This window comes from Parabacteroides sp. ASF519 (assembly GCF_000364265.2).
Classification (GTDB): domain Bacteria; phylum Bacteroidota; class Bacteroidia; order Bacteroidales; family Tannerellaceae; genus Parabacteroides; species Parabacteroides goldsteinii.
This window is the reverse complement of the sequence record NZ_AQFV02000006.1, coordinates 2,335,073-2,352,569: the sequence shown is the minus strand read 5'-3', so window position 1 is coordinate 2,352,569 and position 17,497 is coordinate 2,335,073. Positions and strand designations below refer to the sequence as shown.

Annotated in this window: 26 protein-coding genes; 2 read left to right on the top strand and 24 right to left on the bottom strand. The window is 39.6% G+C overall.

What is annotated here, in order from left to right; genetic code table 11:
* The 7 genes from C825_RS09175 to C825_RS09150 form a co-directional block, all read right to left on the bottom strand.
* Window positions 1-492: a hypothetical protein gene (locus C825_RS09175; RefSeq protein ID WP_010802260.1), complete on the bottom strand. Its 492-nt coding sequence runs from the start codon at window positions 490-492 to the stop codon at window positions 1-3.
* A gap of 70 nt (window positions 493-562) precedes the next feature.
* Entirely contained in the window at window positions 563-694 is a 132-nt protein-coding gene (locus C825_RS27625; RefSeq protein WP_007654346.1) for a hypothetical protein, read from the bottom strand.
* Window positions 695-884: 190 nt separating this feature from the next.
* Complete coding sequence (locus tag C825_RS09170; RefSeq protein ID WP_010802258.1) at window positions 885-1,136, bottom strand: hypothetical protein; 252 nt, start codon at window positions 1,134-1,136, stop codon at window positions 885-887.
* A gap of 258 nt (window positions 1,137-1,394) precedes the next feature.
* A complete protein-coding gene (locus tag C825_RS09165) occupies window positions 1,395-2,603 on the bottom strand; it encodes an HIRAN domain-containing protein (RefSeq protein ID WP_010802257.1) in 1,209 nt (402 codons plus the stop codon).
* Between the two features lie 97 nt (window positions 2,604-2,700).
* Window positions 2,701-3,273 (bottom strand): hypothetical protein, encoded by a 573-nt coding sequence (locus C825_RS09160; RefSeq protein ID WP_044214767.1) that lies wholly within the window; start codon window positions 3,271-3,273, stop codon window positions 2,701-2,703.
* A gap of 100 nt (window positions 3,274-3,373) precedes the next feature.
* Window positions 3,374-4,156: a hypothetical protein gene (locus C825_RS09155; RefSeq protein ID WP_010802255.1), complete on the bottom strand. Its 783-nt coding sequence runs from the start codon at window positions 4,154-4,156 to the stop codon at window positions 3,374-3,376.
* Between the two features lie 21 nt (window positions 4,157-4,177).
* Window positions 4,178-4,666 carry an HIRAN domain-containing protein gene (locus C825_RS09150; RefSeq protein WP_010802254.1) on the bottom strand — a complete coding sequence of 163 codons (489 nt, stop codon included), beginning with the start codon at window positions 4,664-4,666 and terminating at the stop codon, window positions 4,178-4,180.
* A 90-nt stretch (window positions 4,667-4,756) separates the two neighbouring features.
* On the opposite strand from C825_RS09150, the gene C825_RS09145 reads away from it, so the two are divergent.
* A complete protein-coding gene (locus C825_RS09145; protein WP_010802253.1) occupies window positions 4,757-4,939 on the top strand; it encodes a hypothetical protein in 183 nt (60 codons plus the stop codon).
* Here C825_RS09145 and C825_RS09140 read toward each other — a convergent pair.
* The 10 genes from C825_RS09140 to C825_RS09095 all read right to left on the bottom strand — a co-directional run bounded on the left by C825_RS09140 (window position 4,933) and on the right by C825_RS09095 (window position 11,186).
* Window positions 4,933-5,274 (bottom strand): hypothetical protein, encoded by a 342-nt coding sequence (locus C825_RS09140; protein ID WP_121719523.1) that lies wholly within the window; start codon window positions 5,272-5,274, stop codon window positions 4,933-4,935. The two genes, C825_RS09145 and C825_RS09140, sit on opposite strands and share 7 nt — an antisense overlap.
* A 207-nt stretch (window positions 5,275-5,481) precedes the next feature.
* Window positions 5,482-5,919, bottom strand: coding sequence for a DUF5053 domain-containing protein (locus C825_RS09135; RefSeq protein ID WP_010802251.1), 438 nt, complete (start codon window positions 5,917-5,919; stop codon window positions 5,482-5,484).
* Window positions 5,920-5,977: 58 nt separating this feature from the next.
* On the bottom strand, window positions 5,978-6,157 hold the full coding sequence (locus C825_RS09130) for a hypothetical protein (protein WP_135033529.1): 180 nt from the start codon (window positions 6,155-6,157) through the stop codon (window positions 5,978-5,980).
* A 156-nt stretch (window positions 6,158-6,313) separates the two neighbouring features.
* On the bottom strand, window positions 6,314-7,117 hold the full coding sequence (locus C825_RS09125) for a hypothetical protein (RefSeq protein WP_010802249.1): 804 nt from the start codon (window positions 7,115-7,117) through the stop codon (window positions 6,314-6,316).
* Window positions 7,114-8,046 carry a DUF6712 family protein gene (locus C825_RS09120; RefSeq protein WP_010802248.1) on the bottom strand — a complete coding sequence of 311 codons (933 nt, stop codon included), beginning with the start codon at window positions 8,044-8,046 and terminating at the stop codon, window positions 7,114-7,116. The genes C825_RS09125 and C825_RS09120 overlap by 4 nt, the downstream gene beginning before the upstream one ends.
* A 3-nt stretch (window positions 8,047-8,049) precedes the next feature.
* Window positions 8,050-9,468 carry a hypothetical protein gene (locus tag C825_RS09115; protein WP_010802247.1) on the bottom strand — a complete coding sequence of 473 codons (1,419 nt, stop codon included), beginning with the start codon at window positions 9,466-9,468 and terminating at the stop codon, window positions 8,050-8,052.
* A complete protein-coding gene (locus tag C825_RS09110) occupies window positions 9,468-9,746 on the bottom strand; it encodes a hypothetical protein (RefSeq protein ID WP_010802246.1) in 279 nt (92 codons plus the stop codon). Before C825_RS09110 ends, C825_RS09115 begins: the two co-directional genes overlap by 1 nt.
* Window positions 9,721-10,233 (bottom strand): hypothetical protein, encoded by a 513-nt coding sequence (locus tag C825_RS09105; protein WP_010802245.1) that lies wholly within the window; start codon window positions 10,231-10,233, stop codon window positions 9,721-9,723. The genes C825_RS09110 and C825_RS09105 overlap by 26 nt, the downstream gene beginning before the upstream one ends.
* Window positions 10,234-10,276: 43 nt before the next feature.
* On the bottom strand, window positions 10,277-10,690 hold the full coding sequence (locus C825_RS09100; RefSeq protein ID WP_010802244.1) for a hypothetical protein: 414 nt from the start codon (window positions 10,688-10,690) through the stop codon (window positions 10,277-10,279).
* Window positions 10,656-11,186, bottom strand: coding sequence for a phage holin family protein (locus C825_RS09095; protein ID WP_010802243.1), 531 nt, complete (start codon window positions 11,184-11,186; stop codon window positions 10,656-10,658). Before C825_RS09095 ends, C825_RS09100 begins: the two co-directional genes overlap by 35 nt.
* A 191-nt stretch (window positions 11,187-11,377) precedes the next feature.
* Here C825_RS09095 and C825_RS09090 point away from each other — a divergent pair, with 191 nt between their 5' ends.
* Window positions 11,378-11,518, top strand: coding sequence for a hypothetical protein (locus C825_RS09090; RefSeq protein WP_154278280.1), 141 nt, complete (start codon window positions 11,378-11,380; stop codon window positions 11,516-11,518).
* Here the strand turns inward: C825_RS09090 and C825_RS09085 are convergent.
* From C825_RS09085 to C825_RS09055, 7 genes are all read right to left on the bottom strand, one after another.
* The gene (locus C825_RS09085; protein WP_228100009.1) at window positions 11,515-13,212 is read right to left on the bottom strand and encodes a hypothetical protein; all 1,698 of its coding nucleotides are present in this window, start codon (window positions 13,210-13,212) and stop codon (window positions 11,515-11,517) included. The genes C825_RS09090 and C825_RS09085 overlap by 4 nt on opposite strands.
* Complete coding sequence (locus C825_RS09080; RefSeq protein ID WP_010802241.1) at window positions 13,196-13,795, bottom strand: hypothetical protein; 600 nt, start codon at window positions 13,793-13,795, stop codon at window positions 13,196-13,198. The genes C825_RS09085 and C825_RS09080 overlap by 17 nt, the downstream gene beginning before the upstream one ends.
* Window positions 13,795-14,082, bottom strand: a complete 288-nt coding sequence (locus C825_RS09075; protein ID WP_010802240.1) for a hypothetical protein — start codon at window positions 14,080-14,082, stop codon at window positions 13,795-13,797. Before C825_RS09075 ends, C825_RS09080 begins: the two co-directional genes overlap by 1 nt.
* On the bottom strand, window positions 14,067-14,567 hold the full coding sequence (locus C825_RS09070; protein WP_010802239.1) for a phospholipase D-like domain-containing protein: 501 nt from the start codon (window positions 14,565-14,567) through the stop codon (window positions 14,067-14,069). Before C825_RS09070 ends, C825_RS09075 begins: the two co-directional genes overlap by 16 nt.
* A complete protein-coding gene (locus C825_RS09065; RefSeq protein ID WP_010802238.1) occupies window positions 14,567-15,505 on the bottom strand; it encodes a hypothetical protein in 939 nt (312 codons plus the stop codon). Before C825_RS09065 ends, C825_RS09070 begins: the two co-directional genes overlap by 1 nt.
* On the bottom strand, window positions 15,505-16,170 hold the full coding sequence (locus C825_RS09060; protein WP_052334418.1) for a hypothetical protein: 666 nt from the start codon (window positions 16,168-16,170) through the stop codon (window positions 15,505-15,507). Before C825_RS09060 ends, C825_RS09065 begins: the two co-directional genes overlap by 1 nt.
* 61 nt (window positions 16,171-16,231) lie before the next feature.
* Window positions 16,232-17,497, bottom strand: a complete 1,266-nt coding sequence (locus C825_RS09055; protein ID WP_010802236.1) for a hypothetical protein — start codon at window positions 17,495-17,497, stop codon at window positions 16,232-16,234.

The following is a 17,497-nucleotide window of genomic DNA, read 5'->3' as shown; positions in this document are numbered from 1 at the left end:
TCACACCCACATCGATTCGTTGATAAAATACTGTACCGGCCTCCGGAGATTGAAGCCCAACATCACACCATAGAAGTTTTCCGACATGGGGCCCACGCCGCGCATGGTCATACTGTCAACCTCTAAGAACTGGAGTTCGTTTCGTTCTTCTTCCCGGTCTACCATCATCCGGCAAACGATCTGCATCAGGATTTCTTTACAGTCAGCCTTCGACTTATGTACAGCGTCAATGTTCCCTGTCTCACTCTGTTTGAGTACAGCAATAAAGTACTGAGGGATATTCACCAGATTATCACTATTGATCCACGAAAAATCGGAGTTGTGCCCGTCGATGGCAACAAGCACATAGTCCCGGATGGAAGATATCCGCGCTTCCAGATCGGAGATTTCTTCTACTTCATCGCTTCGTAAAAAGTGACAGTCGGTATCTGTGTGCCTGATCGGAGCCAAGTGCCGGGCTAGAAATTCGGAATATTCAAAATGTTTATACATACAGCATCCGTTAATTTACGGATACAAAAAAAGCCCCCGAAGGGAGCTTCTAAAGGACATTTATGTAGGTTCAATCTTCCGGAAGGAGTAAACGAAGCAACTCTTCCAATCGCATCGCGGCACGGATGCGCTCTTCTTTCGCATATTGCTCATTCACATCGGTTACGATATCGAGCAAATCAATAGCTTCTTTCTGTGTCATACGGCCTTTCCTCCTTTCGAAACAGTTAAATGTCGAGCACTTACAGAATATTTATTCTCATAATTCGATAATCTATATTGCAATCGCCCTACTTCTTCCCACGCTCTTTCACAACGCTTTGTACATTCAATTAAGTTTTTTTCGAGATTTCTGATTTCAACCATAGCTTCTTCCAAATTATTAACCTGGGTCATGCCTGGCCTCCTTTCTTTGCAGAGAAATACACCCAACAAGCCGCGATCACAAGCGGTAAAAAGCACATAGAGAGAACAGCCAATAAAGAGGCCGTGTACATCTTTGCTTCATAAACATTTTTACAGGGAGTAACAGCCTTCGGAAAGTAATTATACATACGGGCAATTGATTCCCAGGCTGATGGATTAGATACTTGTACATGCTTCCGGCTTCCAGATACAGGTACGGTTAATGAATTTGTTTTCATAAAATCACGTGTTTAGCTTTTATAGTGTGGTTTTTCTAAAAAGAAAGACGGCCACACATTTCCCGTCGCTAAACACGTGAGCTACTCCGAGGAGCAAAAATCACAAAGAAATGGCAGCCGCCTATATCGTACAATTTGGGCATAAAAAAAGCCCTAACAAAAGTTGAGCATTATCCGTTGCTCCCGGTGTTGTAGCTTGCGCCACGTGTTTAGCATTGCAAAGATGGGGAAAGTTTTTGATATGACAAAAATTAATGTTCATTTTTCGATTTCAATCAGTTCGCTCTTGTATTGTTGAAGACGTAATCTCGCTTTTTCAGCAAGACTATCTTTCCCTTTTTCTTCTAAAGACACAATAGCCCTTTCTGTTCGCTTAATGTTTTCTTTTAGTCTTTCCACTTTATATTTCACATGTTCATTCACTTTGATATGTTCTTTATTTTTCAATCTATCTAATCGATCTTTTAGCTTCTCTGTGTTATCATATTGTTCTCTAATAATGTCTAACAACGAAATGGTTTCCTGAAGAACATTGATTGACTCGTCATATTGATGTCTCTTGTTGTATAGTACACTTAATCTTAAAGCAGATTTGGACAAACTCTCTTTTAGTGAAATATTTGTTTTATATAATTGTATGGCTTCATCATACATCCGGCAATTTTCATATTCTTTAGCCATTTCGATATTTTCATATGAAATATTATTGTTATAATAGTATTGTAATTCTTTTTCTTCATTGGCTTTTGTTCTAACAACTTCCTTTACCAGAAATAACTCTACATTTACATATTCCCCATAAATGGATATAGTGTCCAAATACGAATCATTAAGTTGTTTACTCCAAGCATTTCCTAATCTTCGTCTAAATGTCTCCTTCAAATCCAGCTTTTTCCATTTCTCATTAAATATTTCATTTATCTTTATTCTCTTGTCGGATGTGTATGACAATTGTATATGAACATAGGGTAACTCATGGTTTGTTTTTGAACTAACCATACACTCCAAATCATATTTTTTTTCAAGAAGGTTAGAAACTCCTTCTGCCAAATTTGCAGGAATATACCCTAATTGATAATTATCATTGCTGTATATAGCAACAGCATGTTTATCAACAGGGTTATTATATTCTCTTTTTAACATTAAATTTTCTCCAGATCTTAATAATTTAGCTCGTTGTCTTTCCTGTAGCATTCTATATGAAAGACCTTTTATCTCAACTTCTATACTGCCCCCTAATTCATTTATAAAATTATATTCTTCCAATGAGGAACTTCGATTAAACAGTGAATTGCAAGTCGATATTTCTTCTTTCGGTTGAACTTCAACATTTAAATTATCTCTTTCTTCTATTCGATCAGCTATTTCAGACCTTACTTGTTTTCTTTGTTCATCGTTTCTTAAAGCATAAGCTCTGATAACAACAAAAACAGTAACAACCACAATTATAATGACAAGTACATTCATATCATATAAAGTTTAACATTAATACGAGCGCAAGTAGGCGAAATTTTCGAGATGGCAAAAAAGCATGGTAAAACATCAATGTCCCCAGACAAACATTCTATTTCTTATTTTCATATACAAGCTTCATCAACTCATTTAGAAATATTCTCATATCATCAACAATCTTAAATAAAAAATCCTTTGACAGTAAAAATTCAAAATATTCATCATTGGATCGTATTATTTTAATTTCATTTTCAAGTTGCTCTAACACCTCATTCACTAAATCGATCTCATTTGTAAGTCCATTTGAATGAACAAACTTATTTCTAATCCTCTTATATAAGCTAATTTTATGCCATTTCGTTTTAAGTAGCTTTGAACTATCTGTAGAAACCTTAGATATTCTATAGATATTTCCTAGTTCTCCTTTTATTATATCTCGACAATCTTTTTTCTCATATGGTTTAGCATATAATTTTTCAATTTCTATTCTTAAGTTATTAATATAATATTCAAATTGCGAGAACAGATAAATTAAAGAACTATTATAAACTGCTTTCTCCAAAAACATAATATCCACCTCTTCATCACCAATTCTATGTTCCTCAGGAATCCGAGATAGTTCTATTTTTTTGTTATTTATAAACCACTCTCCTACCCGAACATAACTTTTAAAAGTTGTCTCCATTGACTCCCATTGTCCTATTATTCGATAAAAATATCGAATATACCCATCTTCTGATTTATACATAAAAATATATCAAGATTATCAACTAATAATAACACTACTATTTTTTAAATAAAAAATAATCTTCACGGCTACGAGCATACTTTAACAACCCTCTGATATTTCGATCTACATCGTTAAATAACTCCGCAAAAGAACGATTACCTTGTTTTCCTTGAATAGTAATACGCTGAACATGTTGATAGACCATATTCTTATAAAAAGCAGGATCTCTATCAGGATCACAGATTTTATCAAAACAAAACTTATCAGTTATCATATGAAATAAATGAGGATCAGTCTTTCCCACTACGATATTCATTCTATCCACACAATCATGTAAAAAAATAGGATCAGGAAATGGAGAAGCATAAAACTCACGAAAAGCATTTATTGCGTCTTTGATATAAAGAGGCTCAAAAGAACCAATAATAGTTTTAAATGGAGCACGTAAAGAGGGATCAATACTTTGAATCATTGAATTACCGACACAAATACCTAACAACATCATTAACCCTCCCTTAAACAGTATATTCATTTTACGTGTATAAGAAAAGAGTTTATTCCAAGATATAAATTCAGAAAGGCTCGATCCAAGACCATCTTTATTCCCATGTGTTACAAGATGGAGAAAAAAATAATACTGTTCATTTACAATTCTATCCGTCAATAATTCCAAAAGTTTTAAAAATTCATTTTTAGTTTGAACACAATACAAATCGACCGGGATCGATCCCTTTTTAAATACATTATACCCTAGTATTTGATTTGCAAAATACTGTTGTTGAAGTACTGGCAAGAACAAAATAACAACTACTCCTATTTTTTGAGGGAATGCCTTCATCTTTTTGTTTTAATAAAATTATTAATACCTTATTTCTGCAAATATTGAAAAATCATCATCAGCAAAGTTACAGGATATATCATCTACATAGCATTGATATTGAGGATTGTCATCAATTATTTCTCCTATTGAAAGAGTTTTATCAGCTGGAACATATCCTAACAAAATCTCATCACTTTTTATAATATCAAAAAATGTAACCTTTATCATATTATTATACTCATCATCAGAGTCTCGCTCTAAAAACAAAATATCACCGGGAACCAATTCAGCAATTAACTTTTTAGTCTTAGCATTAAAATATCTCAACCCTGCAACATTGAAAGAACAGTAATTGGATGAATCTTTATTTTCATATCTTGACTCATATTGCTCCTTTTCTTCTTTCCTAGCTATTACATTCAAGTTTACTCTATCTTGCAATTCTTCATTGCTTTCACTATTGGAGATATACTCTCTCAAAGTAAACAAACAATTATTCATTTCAAAAATAACAATCAGAACATCCATTCAAGTTATAGATTTAATATTAACACTATTAGATAAAAGTTTTTTGAGATAGCCAAGAAACCATGTATCTTTGTAAAAAAGAACTGAAATATGAAATCAATCTTCAACTATATCCGTACCCTCAGAGAGCAACACCTTCACGAGCGTTGTGTAAAGTATGCCATTAAAGCCCATGAAGGAAAAGAAAAAGGATTTACAGTCAGTTCATCCGCCCAAGATATTGAATTGTATATAAAAAAAGGTATTATATTTCAAGAAAGAATGCGTCAATAAGGTATCTTATAAGGCAACACCACAGGAAGTTTGAACCTTATTCGGCTCGCTTCATTTCCATTACTACCCTCCTTGGTTGAAGCACCTATACCAACTACACTGGCTAATATACCAATCTTGCCACTATTTTCCTTCACCTCAGAAGTGTTAACTTGTAAATCAAAATCAACAGATGAAACAATAATACCACCACCAAAATCAAGTGTATCAAAGCTTGAATTTGCCACAGAACATGGATTTACCACTACTCCTTTGTCTTTCAATTCATCATTTAATTCATATACAGCCTCAGATAACTGAGTTATCGTAGACTTAATAAATTCTTTTAGTTCCATAAATAAACAAAGCCTACATTTCCAGGAGGGCATTCCCGTACTTTGCAGGCATTTTTGACCAATTGGTATATCTTTTCTGAAACTCACTGCATGCCCTCAGATCCTTTCAGCTTCTTATCGTACAGCAAATATGAGGATAGTTTCTGATATAACAAAAAAAAGGCCTGACAAACTGCCAAGCCTTCTCCAGATTGATAATGTCAGTTATCAATGAACGCCCAATTCAAGAGCGGTATTCTTTATATCTCCACTTAGATCCAGTAGAGCTCTTTGTAATTGCTTTAATTCTTCCGGAGTAAATTGAGCTTCTTTCCCATTTACAATAAAACTATTCAAACGCTGATTCAGCCAGGAACGGCTTTTCCCAAAATAAGCCTTAGCTATATAAGACCATGAAACCGCATCATAAACTTTTGACAGCACCTTTCTTAACCGAGCCTCATGAATTAGATTATCAGTCTTTTCAATATCTTCATTCACACATTCCAGCATGATATCAGCTAACATCTGAGCCTCTTCCGGCGTTTTCGTGGCCAAATATCGCCTGATGCGTTCCTGGAAAGCACTTTCATCGATCTCTTCACTTTGATTAAACTCTGCTCGCTGTGAAAGGAACTCTTTCTTTAACTCTTCATAATTAGCCATATAACCTCCTTTTTGATAAAAATTAGTCAGTTTGCTCCCCCACAATGGGGGAGCTTGATTAACCTTTCAACTCTTTTGTCAAGGATAAACGCTTGTCTAACAAAACATCTAATCTTCTAAAGAGTTCTTCTTTCCGTACCCCCTGTTCTGACAAAAGATCCCAGTAAGAAGAATAAAACAATAGATTCCTATCTATTTGTTTTATTTGAGCCTTTAGCTCTTGTTCTTGGTTCATCATTGTTTAACTGACACCACAAATATAATATACGTTTGTATATTACACAACAAATAAGAGCTTTATATTAGTTAATAAAAGCAAAACCGCTCCACCTATCACAGGCAAAGCGGTTGATTAAACCAATCTATAAACCAAAACACGAAAAAGTAACTCAAACTATTTATTTCTTTGTTTCATCTTCTCGTCTCTCTCGATCGCCATTTCAAGTGTGTAAAGCGCATCGTAAAGCAAACAATGCTTTACCTGTTCTTTCTTGGTTACATCGCCGGATGCCATTTCATCAACAATACGCTGTTGTATATCGAATATATCTCCCCCGCCACTATCGCCAGTACCGGGAAACACACGGGAAAATTTCTCTTGAATAAAACGCATACTACCCAGAAAAAACCAAAACATAACGGTTTTCACTGCCGGATCTACCTCTTTGAAAAGGTCCGCCGGTCCATCCTCAGATATAGTGAAATTGCCATCTTTCCAAATCACAGATAGAAAATTATCCAGTGCCGTATTGAAATCACTCTTCATTTGTTGCTGCCAGCTCTGCAACATGATAAACTGACCGTAACTAACATTTGTCAAACCATCCTCCGGACCGGCCAGTGTCCGATCTTTCAAAACATAGACAGGGAACGGATTCCGGGTTAAACGGATATCCAGGTCACACCCTTTATCAGTCTCACAAAATAGGAAATCATACACAGCACTTAATACTGTCAGTTGTTCAGGAGTTAGATAAACATTCATGCCAGGAAGAGAAACAGCATAACCATTGCCGGTCGCTCTACGATATGCACGAATACGCCCCCTCAGACAGAACAGCAACATTTTCAGTTTAGCTTCCTGCACCGTACACCGTTGCGTTAATATGACAGCAAGAAAACAAAGTTGCTCCGCCGTCATTTCGTTCCAATCCCCAGGAACAAAATAGTTTTTTCCTTTAATTGTAATCTTTCTCATAATACGAATATGTGCTTGTCTTTTGAATTAAAATCGAACGTCATCGGTGCCGGTATACCCAAATCAATAGCATTTGCAACCATAAAATCCGTTATCATTGCTTCCATCGCGGTCACCTGTTCAGCATAGAAATTGCCGTTATCTACCGGATCTGCATAAAGCGGATAGATAAACGGATTAAACTCCAGTTGTCCGGCTGCTGTACGCTGAACACGGGTCGTCTGGCTGGTATGCAGTTTCGCCACATTCATGGCCAGCCAGACACGGATATATTCTATAAGCTCCTGCCGTACCGGATCAGTCGGCGTTATCAACTCTTCACGTAACGATTTATCCAATGCCCGGCCGATCCACCGCTGCAACTTCATTTCAAGCGCATCCAGCAACGGCCGAAAGTGTTCAAATGTCAATTGTGAGTAATTGATATTTACTTTTCCAAAATCCTGAAACTCTTTTGCAGTGTTCAGATACCTGCCGGTAGCCATTCGGCTATAATACCGGCTATCCTTCCACTCTGGATATTCTTCTAAATGACCGGTCAAATATTCGAGCAACTGATCGAGATTTCTCCACCCACGTTCCTGCATACTTTGTTCAGACCTGGCAATCTTTTGGTCGCTGGCAACAGTCAATTTATCATTGCGTGTTACAGTATGGCCACTGTCACCAATTAACACCCCCAGTTCCGGACTGGCCAGCGATAAAGCTAATGGACCTAATGCACGGGCGACCAAGACGAAAAGCTTTAAATCGCTGGTATTATCCGAGTTACCAGATAACCTTTTAACTAATGCTTCACCCAAATAAGGAAGAATATACTTATCATAAGCATCATCCAGATAGGGGACCATGACCGTAAAAGTAAGCGAAGCATTTACTTTTACAGTCTGTCTCAAATCATCAATCGTCTTTATAAATTGTTGTATCATGGTTTAGACTTTTTCGTTTCCAATACTCTTTTCCGATCCCGTATTTTTATCCAGCGTGGTCAACATGATATTCTTAACCCCGAACTCAATGTTTTTATCCCATCCGTTGATCTCTTTGGCTAAATAAAGCGGCAATAACATCATATCCCGAAGCGGTTTAAACAACACCTGTGCGATGATAAATAACTCACGGGTCTCAGTACCATTTATATTCTTTGACTTGCCGGGTGATGCACCTTTTAGCGACGGATGTACCGCCATAGTGTTGCAAATCACGTTTGTAGCCTCCTCGCTGTCCTCAATGTATTCGCCTCCTTTAATAAACGACTCCAACGGTTTGATAATAATATCATTTTCCTCATATTTATTGATCCGGTCATACTGGAAATGCGAAACAAAACTCTTGCCCGCATTCTCTTCTCCGGAAAGAAAGTCATTCAGGTTTTGCAAAAATTTCTTTTTACAAGCAACTTGTTTATCAGCTTCTGCATCAGTAATACCTTCAGATTTATAGAGTTTCGGCCAAAAACTCATATTGATCGACACATGATATTTCAATACCATCTGGTTCTTCAAAAGGGCTTTCTTAAATTTCGGTATAGCACAACTGAACTCGTACCAATCCAGGAAAATACTCCACCAGTACGGTCGATTGTAATAATATCGACCGGGAACCGGCATATTTAGGCTGACAGTATAACCGCTTTCTCCTTCATCATCCTTCTCACCGGTATCAGGATTAATTGCCAGTCCTGTACGAACTTTCAAATCATAAAGAGGTGATTTTCGATCAAGCAACCGGGTTACTATCACATCATCCGGAGCACTCTGCTCTCCCCATTGCGACGAATAACCGTGATATTCGATACGTTTTGTAACATCATCCTGCTTACTTATCCGACTGAAACACATTTCTCGGTGCCATATCTGTACAACCCGCGGTTTATCGTTTTTTAAACGTTTTCCAAAGGATAAGTGTACAAAAGCATCTCCAAACACGACCAGGTCGGCAGCAACCTCCTGCATGACTCTCATATAATTGCTATCAGACAGGAATTGAAATATTTCCGGAGCGTCGTCAGGTAGCAATTCGTCGATCTTAATCTCTCCTTCGCTTTTCGTTCTGCGAAATACTGTAAGGCCATCGCCGTAGGCCATGTTAGATTTAAACTCAATATTACTTCCCACGATCGTGTTCTCGTGTATTTTCTTCATGATAATAAGCGGTAATTTATTATCATGACCGAACGGAACAAAATCTATTTCTTTCTTGGCTACTGTCGAACCTTTCGCTGGAATTACGGTAGTAACCGTAAACTTTTTATCTTCCAGAAACCCGACATCTTCCGTCATTACGACAGCAGCACCGGCTCCCTGAAGGAATGCGGTATTGCCAAACTCATATACATGTTTCCGAGCCATTACGCATATATTTTTTTACCATTAATCCGGATGATCATACAACGCACAAATTTACGCGGGAACCGTTCTCCTTTTATTCGGATATTCACCGTACTTCCTTTTGCATGTATCGAGCTGAATACAGCCGCTTCATAGTGTTCAATAGAGCCGGGTGAGCCATTGCCCTCCCGACTCTCATTCAACCGCACATACGAGAAAGAAAACATCTTGTAGCGTCCCCGTTCATCCTTCGTTTGCATCACATCCCAGACATCACTTTGTTTTATCCTTTTTTCCATACTTCCACCACAGATAAATTAAACCAGCCACTGCCATCAACACGCCGATCAGCCACCACCAGAGCGGCTGCGTTCCGGCTTTAATATCCAGATCCGTATTCTCTGTTTTCTCATAGCTTGTCTCCCGATCCGTTTTAACCTTACCGTTCGAGTCCTCTTTCGTATTTTCCGATATATCGGACTTTTCATTTTGAGATTCCTGCTCACTACCTTCTGCCCATCCTTCATTTTTAACGGGATAGTTCCCGTTCTGATCGGGGGGCTTGCTAAGATCGTAATCCTTCCAGTGTATCCGAAGATTTCTCCACCGGTCGACGACGGTGGTGGTGGCGGTAATCTTCGCATCAGTTCGAGCTGTAAGCCAAACAAGCTCATTTCGTTCCTGCGATTTTTCACTATCGTGTACACCGTCAGAACGACGAACAGCACAACCCAGCAAACAAGCAACCAAAATTCCGGAAATCGTAAGTATTCGTACATATTTCATGTTATTACCATCCAAAAGGAAGTTCATAAATACAATACCTCATTCACATTTTCTCCCAACCGGCTTCAATATCAGCCATATCAATATGCACTCCATTCTCCACATAACACATTGCATCCACTAAAGCACACATGGTTCCTTTATCAGTAAGATCCAGTCCGCAACATTCCGGCATCTGCATTTCCTTACAAACTGTACGCACATATGCCGCTGTATCATTCTCATTTCGTGGTGCCCAGCGTTCCACGATCTCTTTAACTGTATGCAGATTATACGAACGCTGATATTTCTGTAACAGTCTCATCATGGCCCGTACACCATCTGACATTGTTTCAAACTCTTCAAAAACTTGATCTTTCTTATCAGCTTTTGATACTTCGCCTTTCCAGTCGTTACGTTCCGAATTACGGATATTACCCGGATTATTGTTCCGGATTCCCCTGGCTTGTTTTGTCATTTTTATCCTCCTTATCTAAAATATTACTGATGTTCTTACCTAATTTCGATTCTATTTCTCCCCGAAGTTGTAGTTTCAGTAACTTCGGAAACAACATTTTGGGCCAAATAATCAATACACTCCCTAACATACTCCACAGTTCACATGCACAAGCCAGAGCGCACCCTCCTTTTGTTAATAGCGAAGCATCATCACCAAATATCCGTTCAGTGGCATACACAACCAGCATAAAACCACCATATACGATAACCTTTGCCGGTGTATCTCTCCCACTCTGAGAAAGCAGGAATTTACCTTGTTTTCTGGCCGAAAGCATTCCGAAAGCCATATCCATCAATATAGCCAACCCCATAGCTGCGAAAGCATATTTAACCGGTGCCATGAAGTTCAACAAAAAAGCAGCAAAGCTCATCAGCCATCCCCAGGAAGAATTAAGAACTCCCTGAAGCTTCACCAAAATACGCTCCACGATCGGGGCAAATGTTTCTATTATCATCGTGATCAATATTTTCTGCAAAGATGCCGGGATGTTTGATTGATATAAAGGACAAAGTCCTTTCCCCCAGTGGAGCCGAAGAGAAACAAGCTACCTTAGAGCCTATATCAATAACGATAAATTCAGGCAGTTTCTCTCGGTATTCTCACAAGAAAAAAGTCAATAAATTGACTTTTAAAAGGAAAGGGGGTATGGGAAAACGTAGTTTTCTCATTGTCTGGCAACAGACCACGCGACGCCCTCCAAAAAAAATGCGGCAGCAGATTCGATTTTTCACCTTATCTGCTGCCGCCCTCAAACGGATCGCGCATGAATTGCGCCTACCGATTTAATGTAAAAAGATGATGCCACCACTTGCAACCGCTAGATCCGGCATAAAGAAGTTTGCACCAACAAAAGCCGTGTCCCAGGCATCAGTAACGTGTGTCTTGTATTCGTCCGGTGCATCAGGACTATCTTCGGTGGCTTCCGGGCTCTTATCTTTTTCAAAGCCGTTCTTACCAACCTTAACGGCTGTCTGTTCCATTGCCAATTTTAAAAACTCGTTGTGGTACATATTGAATACAGGATAGAGTAGATCCGGATCATTCTTTAATGCACGGTCTATCTGTTCATGTCGCCAGTCATGGCGGCTGGTCTGACCTATATAAACATCTGTCACATCCCATCTATATTCATTCAGCACACGAATGATAGTGTCTTTGTAGGACTCAGCATTATTACCGGTAGTCCAGACAAATGTATGGTCATAGAAGAATATAATATCACGCTTGATTTTGTATTTATAATACTCACATACCTGGCGCACCAACTCTTCCAGTTTTGCAGGTGTCTTAACAAAAAAGCTCTTCAACGTTCGCAGCTGGCGACCTTGCACCTGACACACACAAGCGGTATTGATAGCGGAGTTACTATCGAAGGCGATAATAAGCGGGGCATCCATGTCGAGATCACCATCGGCCAGGCAACCGGCTGTTTGTAGCTTATTCCAGTCCGCTCCCATACTCCCCATATACCGCGTGTCACCTGGTGTATAGAAGTGGTGTTCTCCCAATCCAGAATAAAAGCCATTGGCCACGCGGAACAGGCGCTCGTTCATAAAGGCAGTACGCCATACCAATGTTGGAGAGTCACGGTACATTTGCCAGATATAGTCTTTACCTACAACCTCCATATTATCGAATATATCGTATTCTCCATAATACACAGTATATTCACGTGTCTTTCCTCTGGTTTGCTTTACTGGCGGCTGATATCTTCTTGCAAGCATCAAGTCACGTCGTAATTCTTTATACTTACGTCTTGTATATTCATTCTGCTCCGGAAAGCATTCTGTGAGTTTCATTTCTCGGTATAGATTTCGGATCAGGTTGATATGAACCGGGTTCATTTCGTTTATCTTATCCAATATCCAGCGACCAGATTTCACAGTCGGCATATCAGTACTATACATTACAGAGTGATGCCAGGGACAATGACCATAATCTTGCACATTACCACGATTGGCCGGATTGACCTCTGTTTTGATTTTGTCATAATCTAAAAACTTAGCTTCTGGCCCTATAACCCAATCAAGCGACATGGAGTTAGCTGACATTCCCTGACTAAAAGAAAGAACAACCATGACTGTTCCATTCCAAAAATGTATACAGTTTCCCCATGCATCACGGAGTGGTGATCGTTTTGGTTTACCAAAATTGACTGATTGAGGAGCTTTACGACCTACAAAAAAGTGTACACCTTCGACATATCCCCATTCCGCTAAAGCGTGAATGATAGCAGGTAAGGTATTGCCCCAAGCTTTAGCATAAGACGGGGATATCAACGCTCCAGTACTGCCAGGCATAGCCCAAACATTTCGGAGTATAAATCGCGCATCCAGTCCCTCAGATTTACCTGTACCGCGTGAACATACCCAATACTCATCATGAGCAGCAATAGCCATTCCCATGCGTTGCATACGGTTAAAGAACTTCTGTTGTATGTCCTGTCCTTTCCTGACAAAAGCTTCAGTCATTAGTACCATCGGTTATCGGTTCTACATCAATTATATCACGATCATTTTTAAATAAGGCCCGGAATGCTTTACGTTCATCCTCCAAGTTCGGGATAGGTTTAAATTCATCACCTAATAAGGTAACATCATCTGAAGGTTCAAACACTGGCGGCTGCCAGCCGGTACGATCAATTTCATCATCTTCTTTATCAGCCCTGGTATATTTACCAATCTTGTCTGCATTGGCGGCTATGCCCTTCGGATCTTTTGCATCTTTGGCTATTTTAATACCTTCTTTTGCCGACTCAATAATTATATGGCGATACCAGTTTTTGCTCGCTAGTTGAATATTTCCAACTAGTCGTTTAATAGCTGCAATATCCCGATAAGCAGTAGCCGGCGAAACAGGATAACAAGAACCACCACACCCGCCGGTCAGAAATGTTACCAGATCTTTATCCTGAGTAACCGGATCTTCCAATAACTTTGACACACACAGCATCCAGCGTTCCTTTTGCTGCATCTCTCGATCGGAAAGAAATTGAGCTGCATCTTCCCGACCTTTGAACAAGACCATTTCAATCTTATCGTATGATGTAAGTTCCTTTGCCATTATTCTTTTGATAATTGTTCAAGTATATACTTGTCTGCGAGTGGTTCGGCTGCAGGTGAACCCGCCTTTGCCAATTTGACAACCGTTTTACGCAATTCATATTTTGTCTTCAGTTTACCTTTTTGATAAGCTGAATAAATAGGAGATAACTTATGTGTTTTGCATATTTCACAAAACAAACCGCGCTGATCAGCCGGGATATTAATTAAAATTGCAATCTCCGAAGGCGGTAACAGTGCGGACGACATTTCTTCCAGTTCCTTTAATTGTTCTACTGTGAGTTCCATTCAAATGGTATCGAATCTTCGTTAAACACCTGATTAAATTGTGATTCAAAAAACGAGAATAATCCCGGATCAGAAAACAAGAAACCCGCTTCGTAACGAACAGGTTGATTTGCATTTGCACTACCTACTATACCTATACGGTAACGTTCATTACTAATCAACAAAACTTTTGCATGGCAGGAAGCAAGGCGAATATCGGTTGTTATTCCGGCAGCAAAAAGCAACATTTCAAGCTTATGCCTTTTCACATTCATATCCAGGATCATCCGTAAATCTGTGATATTCCCTTTTTCAACCTCAAAGAACATAGGTCGAAGTACATCTTCAGACACATTAAACGTCTCCATCATCACGCAGGCTGGCCCTGTACGAGAAAGGAGAACAGTCAATGCTTCATGTATTGCCCATTCTCCTTTATGATGAAAACCTTTCACTCCTAAATCTAATCCAGCAGTGAGCAGTTCTTCAAAAGCCTTAGCACTCATTATTTCATACCTTCCAGTTCAGCCAGTTCTTTGCGATACACTTCCAGACGCTGCTCTGCTTTTTGCTTTAGGTTCTTTTTTCCATTCTTGTCATGATTGGAAATAGACACCTCCGTACGACGTATATTTTCTTTCAGTCGCTCGATACGGTTTGCAATCTGCATCCCCTTTAGAACTTGATCGGTCGGTAATTCTTCAGTCCGTTTCTCTTGAAGTTTCAAAGCAACATGTTTACCTTCTGCCCAGGCATCAATCTGATCCCATAAACCGGCGCGCTCTATCCAAAGATCATGTACTTGATTGGCAATAGGTGCCCGTTGTTCCGGAGTGAGTGATTCATTTTGCATCTCAGTAAAAAGAGAAGCATAAAGCGGGGTAATATAGCGAACACGATCAAAGATCAAACGAATATTATCCGGCAAGGATGTATAAGTTACAATCTTTGCACCCGGACGAAGTACGGCCAAACGATCCTGCAACTCTTGTAGTTCCTCTTGTGCTTCTTCCAAATCGGATTCTAAAGCGGCTATTTCCTCCGATTTATCCTCGTTATCATCTTCCAAAGCAGTGATTTTGTCCTGAAGGGCAAACAATTCTGTTTCTTTTACCAGTATTTCCTTCAGCACTTTGTCACCTAGTACTTCATTCGCCTTTGCATCAGCAGCTTTCGCAACGGCAACAGCCGTGACCATCGTTTTTGCAGCTACTTCAACCGCCATCATTTGCGGTCTAGCTCCTGCCATGCGGGTAATGGATGTCAGTTTATTAACCAGTACTGTGTAATGGTTATCAAACTGAGGTGCGTCGGAAACTTCACTAAAAAACGAAAGGTATTTACTTTTCATTTCTTCCGGAGCTAAAGAACGGAAGAGAGCCACACCGTCTGCATATCTACGCTGACGGTTGGCTAACCAGTTTTGTAATGTTATCTTTTCCATTAAGAACCAGGATTTTCCGGAGTAGAAGCTACTCCTGTAAACAATTCGGAAAGGTCGACAGGAGTACCCATCACGATCATTGGTGCTACACTGTCAGCCTCAAAGGTGAAAGACCAACCGCGTTTATCGGCAGGAGCTTTCCCCCCATCGAAAGAAGCTGTAACCATACAGGGATAACCTTCCTGACCGATCAACTGCTGATGTTCATCATTCTCAATAAGCAGATAACCCGGAGTATTACAAATCTGACGGGCAAAAGCGGCCGCATCGATTTTACTACCCGGATGGAAGAACTCGCCGGTAATCTTATAGCTTTTACAGTCCGTTTCTCCCTGTATTTCTGCTTTATAACCTACCGTGGCACGAGTTGCATAGATAGGTGTAGGTTTATCACCACTCTTAACGAAAGTAAAAGCACCTTCTGCCGTTACAAAATCGGCCACCTCTTTTGGCACTTTCGGTAAAGCAGGTACTTTTGTTACACTACTTTCAGGTATAAAGGCTACACGTCCTTTATATCCCCCCATATTATCTGATCCAGCCGGCCAGAATACCGGAGCAAATGCGGCACACATTACACCCTCTATTGACATATCAGGCACACAAAAGGCACATATCAGTACGATAAAGAACAACAACGCTAGAATCTTATTGATATTTTTCATTGTATATGTATATATTATGTAAAACAAACGAAAGGGCACGAATGCCCTTCCTTATTAGTTATCAGGACTTGGTATAAATACCAGACGCAGTAAAGTCTTTACCTTCAGCAACTGTCACACTACCGTTTTCTGGTTTTGTATAGCCTGTCACTTCTTTATAGTAGATGGTATGTGTACCATCCGGAACACCAAGTAAAGTATCATTACTCTTCATCCATTCACCATTCTCTCCCAATTTCCATTCGGCACCAGCTTCAACTGCTTCTGCAGATGTAATGGTTACAGTTACAGCTGCACCGGTTACATAATCACCTGCTAAGTCTACTCCCTCATTGGTAAATTCATTTACCTGGAATACTTTTTGATGAATATCCTGGAAACGGGTACCATAACCAGCCTGAAGCCAGAACTGAAGTTCGTTCGGATCTTCGAAAATATCACGGATCTGAACAAACCGGGTTGCCTTTTGTGTGTTTGCTCCAAAGTCCATCATGCCTGGGCGGATCAGAATTAATGCATGACCGGTACCATAAGCTTCATGCGTAATGGGTTGCAAACCAGGGAACTTTGCATCATCCTTGACTGCCTTCCAGAAATCTTCTGTCGATGGACGGGCAAAAGCATCGACCTTCTGACGATAGGCTTCCTTACAAATCATTTCGACCTGATCGGAATAATAAAGTATCGCACTGCGTTTCAGGAACGGATGCGCTGCACGAAGGAAGTTAACAAGGCGATCATAATCATTCACCCCATCACCACCGGCGAAAAAGCCAGTTCGTACTAAGTTGCGATTAGCCATATTAATATCATTCGTCGTCTTAAAATGATCAATCCACGGAAAGAAGCCGGTAAATGATGTCATCGGACTGAATACATTATCATTACGTTCAGCGAAAAAAGCGGAGAAAGTCACATCTTCAGAATGACTGATAATGTGGCTATCTACTACAAACTTTTCCATCGGATGTTTTTTCGTCGTGTGATCTACACGTTGTCCAGCGTTAGAAAGAATTTTCTTTTCTGAGTAGTTCAGAATATTATCTTTCAGACGGGCAACTGTCAGTTCCGGTTTGATGGACATTTCTACAATCTTACCGATCTCATTCGGATAATTAATTTCTGCACCTGCTTTGTATGGGCCAGTATGTCCGGCTTTGCGACGGGCGTTCGTAATTACATCCTCGTTCTCTATTTCAATCACGTTCAGCTTCATGTCTGCCGCGAACTTCTGAAACGTGAAATACGGCAACGTACGAAGTACGCCGTCATAATCAATAGCATAACGTTTCAGCTTTTCAATATCTAACAATCCTTGTTTTGCCAT

Coding starts and splice junctions, on each gene's coding strand:
- C825_RS09175 (WP_010802260.1), bottom strand. CDS start 492: ATGTATAAACATTTTGAATATTCCGAATTTCTAGCCCGGCACTTGGCT.
- C825_RS27625 (WP_007654346.1), bottom strand. CDS start 694: ATGACACAGAAAGAAGCTATTGATTTGCTCGATATCGTAACCGATGTG.
- C825_RS09170 (WP_010802258.1), bottom strand. CDS start 1,136: ATGAAAACAAATTCATTAACCGTACCTGTATCTGGAAGCCGGAAGCAT.
- C825_RS09165 (WP_010802257.1), bottom strand. CDS start 2,603: ATGAATGTACTTGTCATTATAATTGTGGTTGTTACTGTTTTTGTTGTT.
- C825_RS09160 (WP_044214767.1), bottom strand. CDS start 3,273: ATGGAGACAACTTTTAAAAGTTATGTTCGGGTAGGAGAGTGGTTTATA.
- C825_RS09155 (WP_010802255.1), bottom strand. CDS start 4,156: ATGAAGGCATTCCCTCAAAAAATAGGAGTAGTTGTTATTTTGTTCTTG.
- C825_RS09150 (WP_010802254.1), bottom strand. CDS start 4,666: ATGGATGTTCTGATTGTTATTTTTGAAATGAATAATTGTTTGTTTACT.
- C825_RS09145 (WP_010802253.1), top strand. CDS start 4,757: ATGAAATCAATCTTCAACTATATCCGTACCCTCAGAGAGCAACACCTT.
- C825_RS09140 (WP_121719523.1), bottom strand. CDS start 5,274: ATGGAACTAAAAGAATTTATTAAGTCTACGATAACTCAGTTATCTGAG.
- C825_RS09135 (WP_010802251.1), bottom strand. CDS start 5,919: ATGGCTAATTATGAAGAGTTAAAGAAAGAGTTCCTTTCACAGCGAGCA.
- C825_RS09130 (WP_135033529.1), bottom strand. CDS start 6,157: ATGATGAACCAAGAACAAGAGCTAAAGGCTCAAATAAAACAAATAGAT.
- C825_RS09125 (WP_010802249.1), bottom strand. CDS start 7,117: ATGAGAAAGATTACAATTAAAGGAAAAAACTATTTTGTTCCTGGGGAT.
- C825_RS09120 (WP_010802248.1), bottom strand. CDS start 8,046: ATGATACAACAATTTATAAAGACGATTGATGATTTGAGACAGACTGTA.
- C825_RS09115 (WP_010802247.1), bottom strand. CDS start 9,468: ATGGCTCGGAAACATGTATATGAGTTTGGCAATACCGCATTCCTTCAG.
- C825_RS09110 (WP_010802246.1), bottom strand. CDS start 9,746: ATGGAAAAAAGGATAAAACAAAGTGATGTCTGGGATGTGATGCAAACG.
- C825_RS09105 (WP_010802245.1), bottom strand. CDS start 10,233: ATGAAATATGTACGAATACTTACGATTTCCGGAATTTTGGTTGCTTGT.
- C825_RS09100 (WP_010802244.1), bottom strand. CDS start 10,690: ATGACAAAACAAGCCAGGGGAATCCGGAACAATAATCCGGGTAATATC.
- C825_RS09095 (WP_010802243.1), bottom strand. CDS start 11,186: ATGATAATAGAAACATTTGCCCCGATCGTGGAGCGTATTTTGGTGAAG.
- C825_RS09090 (WP_154278280.1), top strand. CDS start 11,378: ATGGGAAAACGTAGTTTTCTCATTGTCTGGCAACAGACCACGCGACGC.
- C825_RS09085 (WP_228100009.1), bottom strand. CDS start 13,212: ATGGTACTAATGACTGAAGCTTTTGTCAGGAAAGGACAGGACATACAA.
- C825_RS09080 (WP_010802241.1), bottom strand. CDS start 13,795: ATGGCAAAGGAACTTACATCATACGATAAGATTGAAATGGTCTTGTTC.
- C825_RS09075 (WP_010802240.1), bottom strand. CDS start 14,082: ATGGAACTCACAGTAGAACAATTAAAGGAACTGGAAGAAATGTCGTCC.
- C825_RS09070 (WP_010802239.1), bottom strand. CDS start 14,567: ATGAGTGCTAAGGCTTTTGAAGAACTGCTCACTGCTGGATTAGATTTA.
- C825_RS09065 (WP_010802238.1), bottom strand. CDS start 15,505: ATGGAAAAGATAACATTACAAAACTGGTTAGCCAACCGTCAGCGTAGA.
- C825_RS09060 (WP_052334418.1), bottom strand. CDS start 16,170: ATGAAAAATATCAATAAGATTCTAGCGTTGTTGTTCTTTATCGTACTG.
- C825_RS09055 (WP_010802236.1), bottom strand. CDS start 17,497: ATGGCAAAACAAGGATTGTTAGATATTGAAAAGCTGAAACGTTATGCT.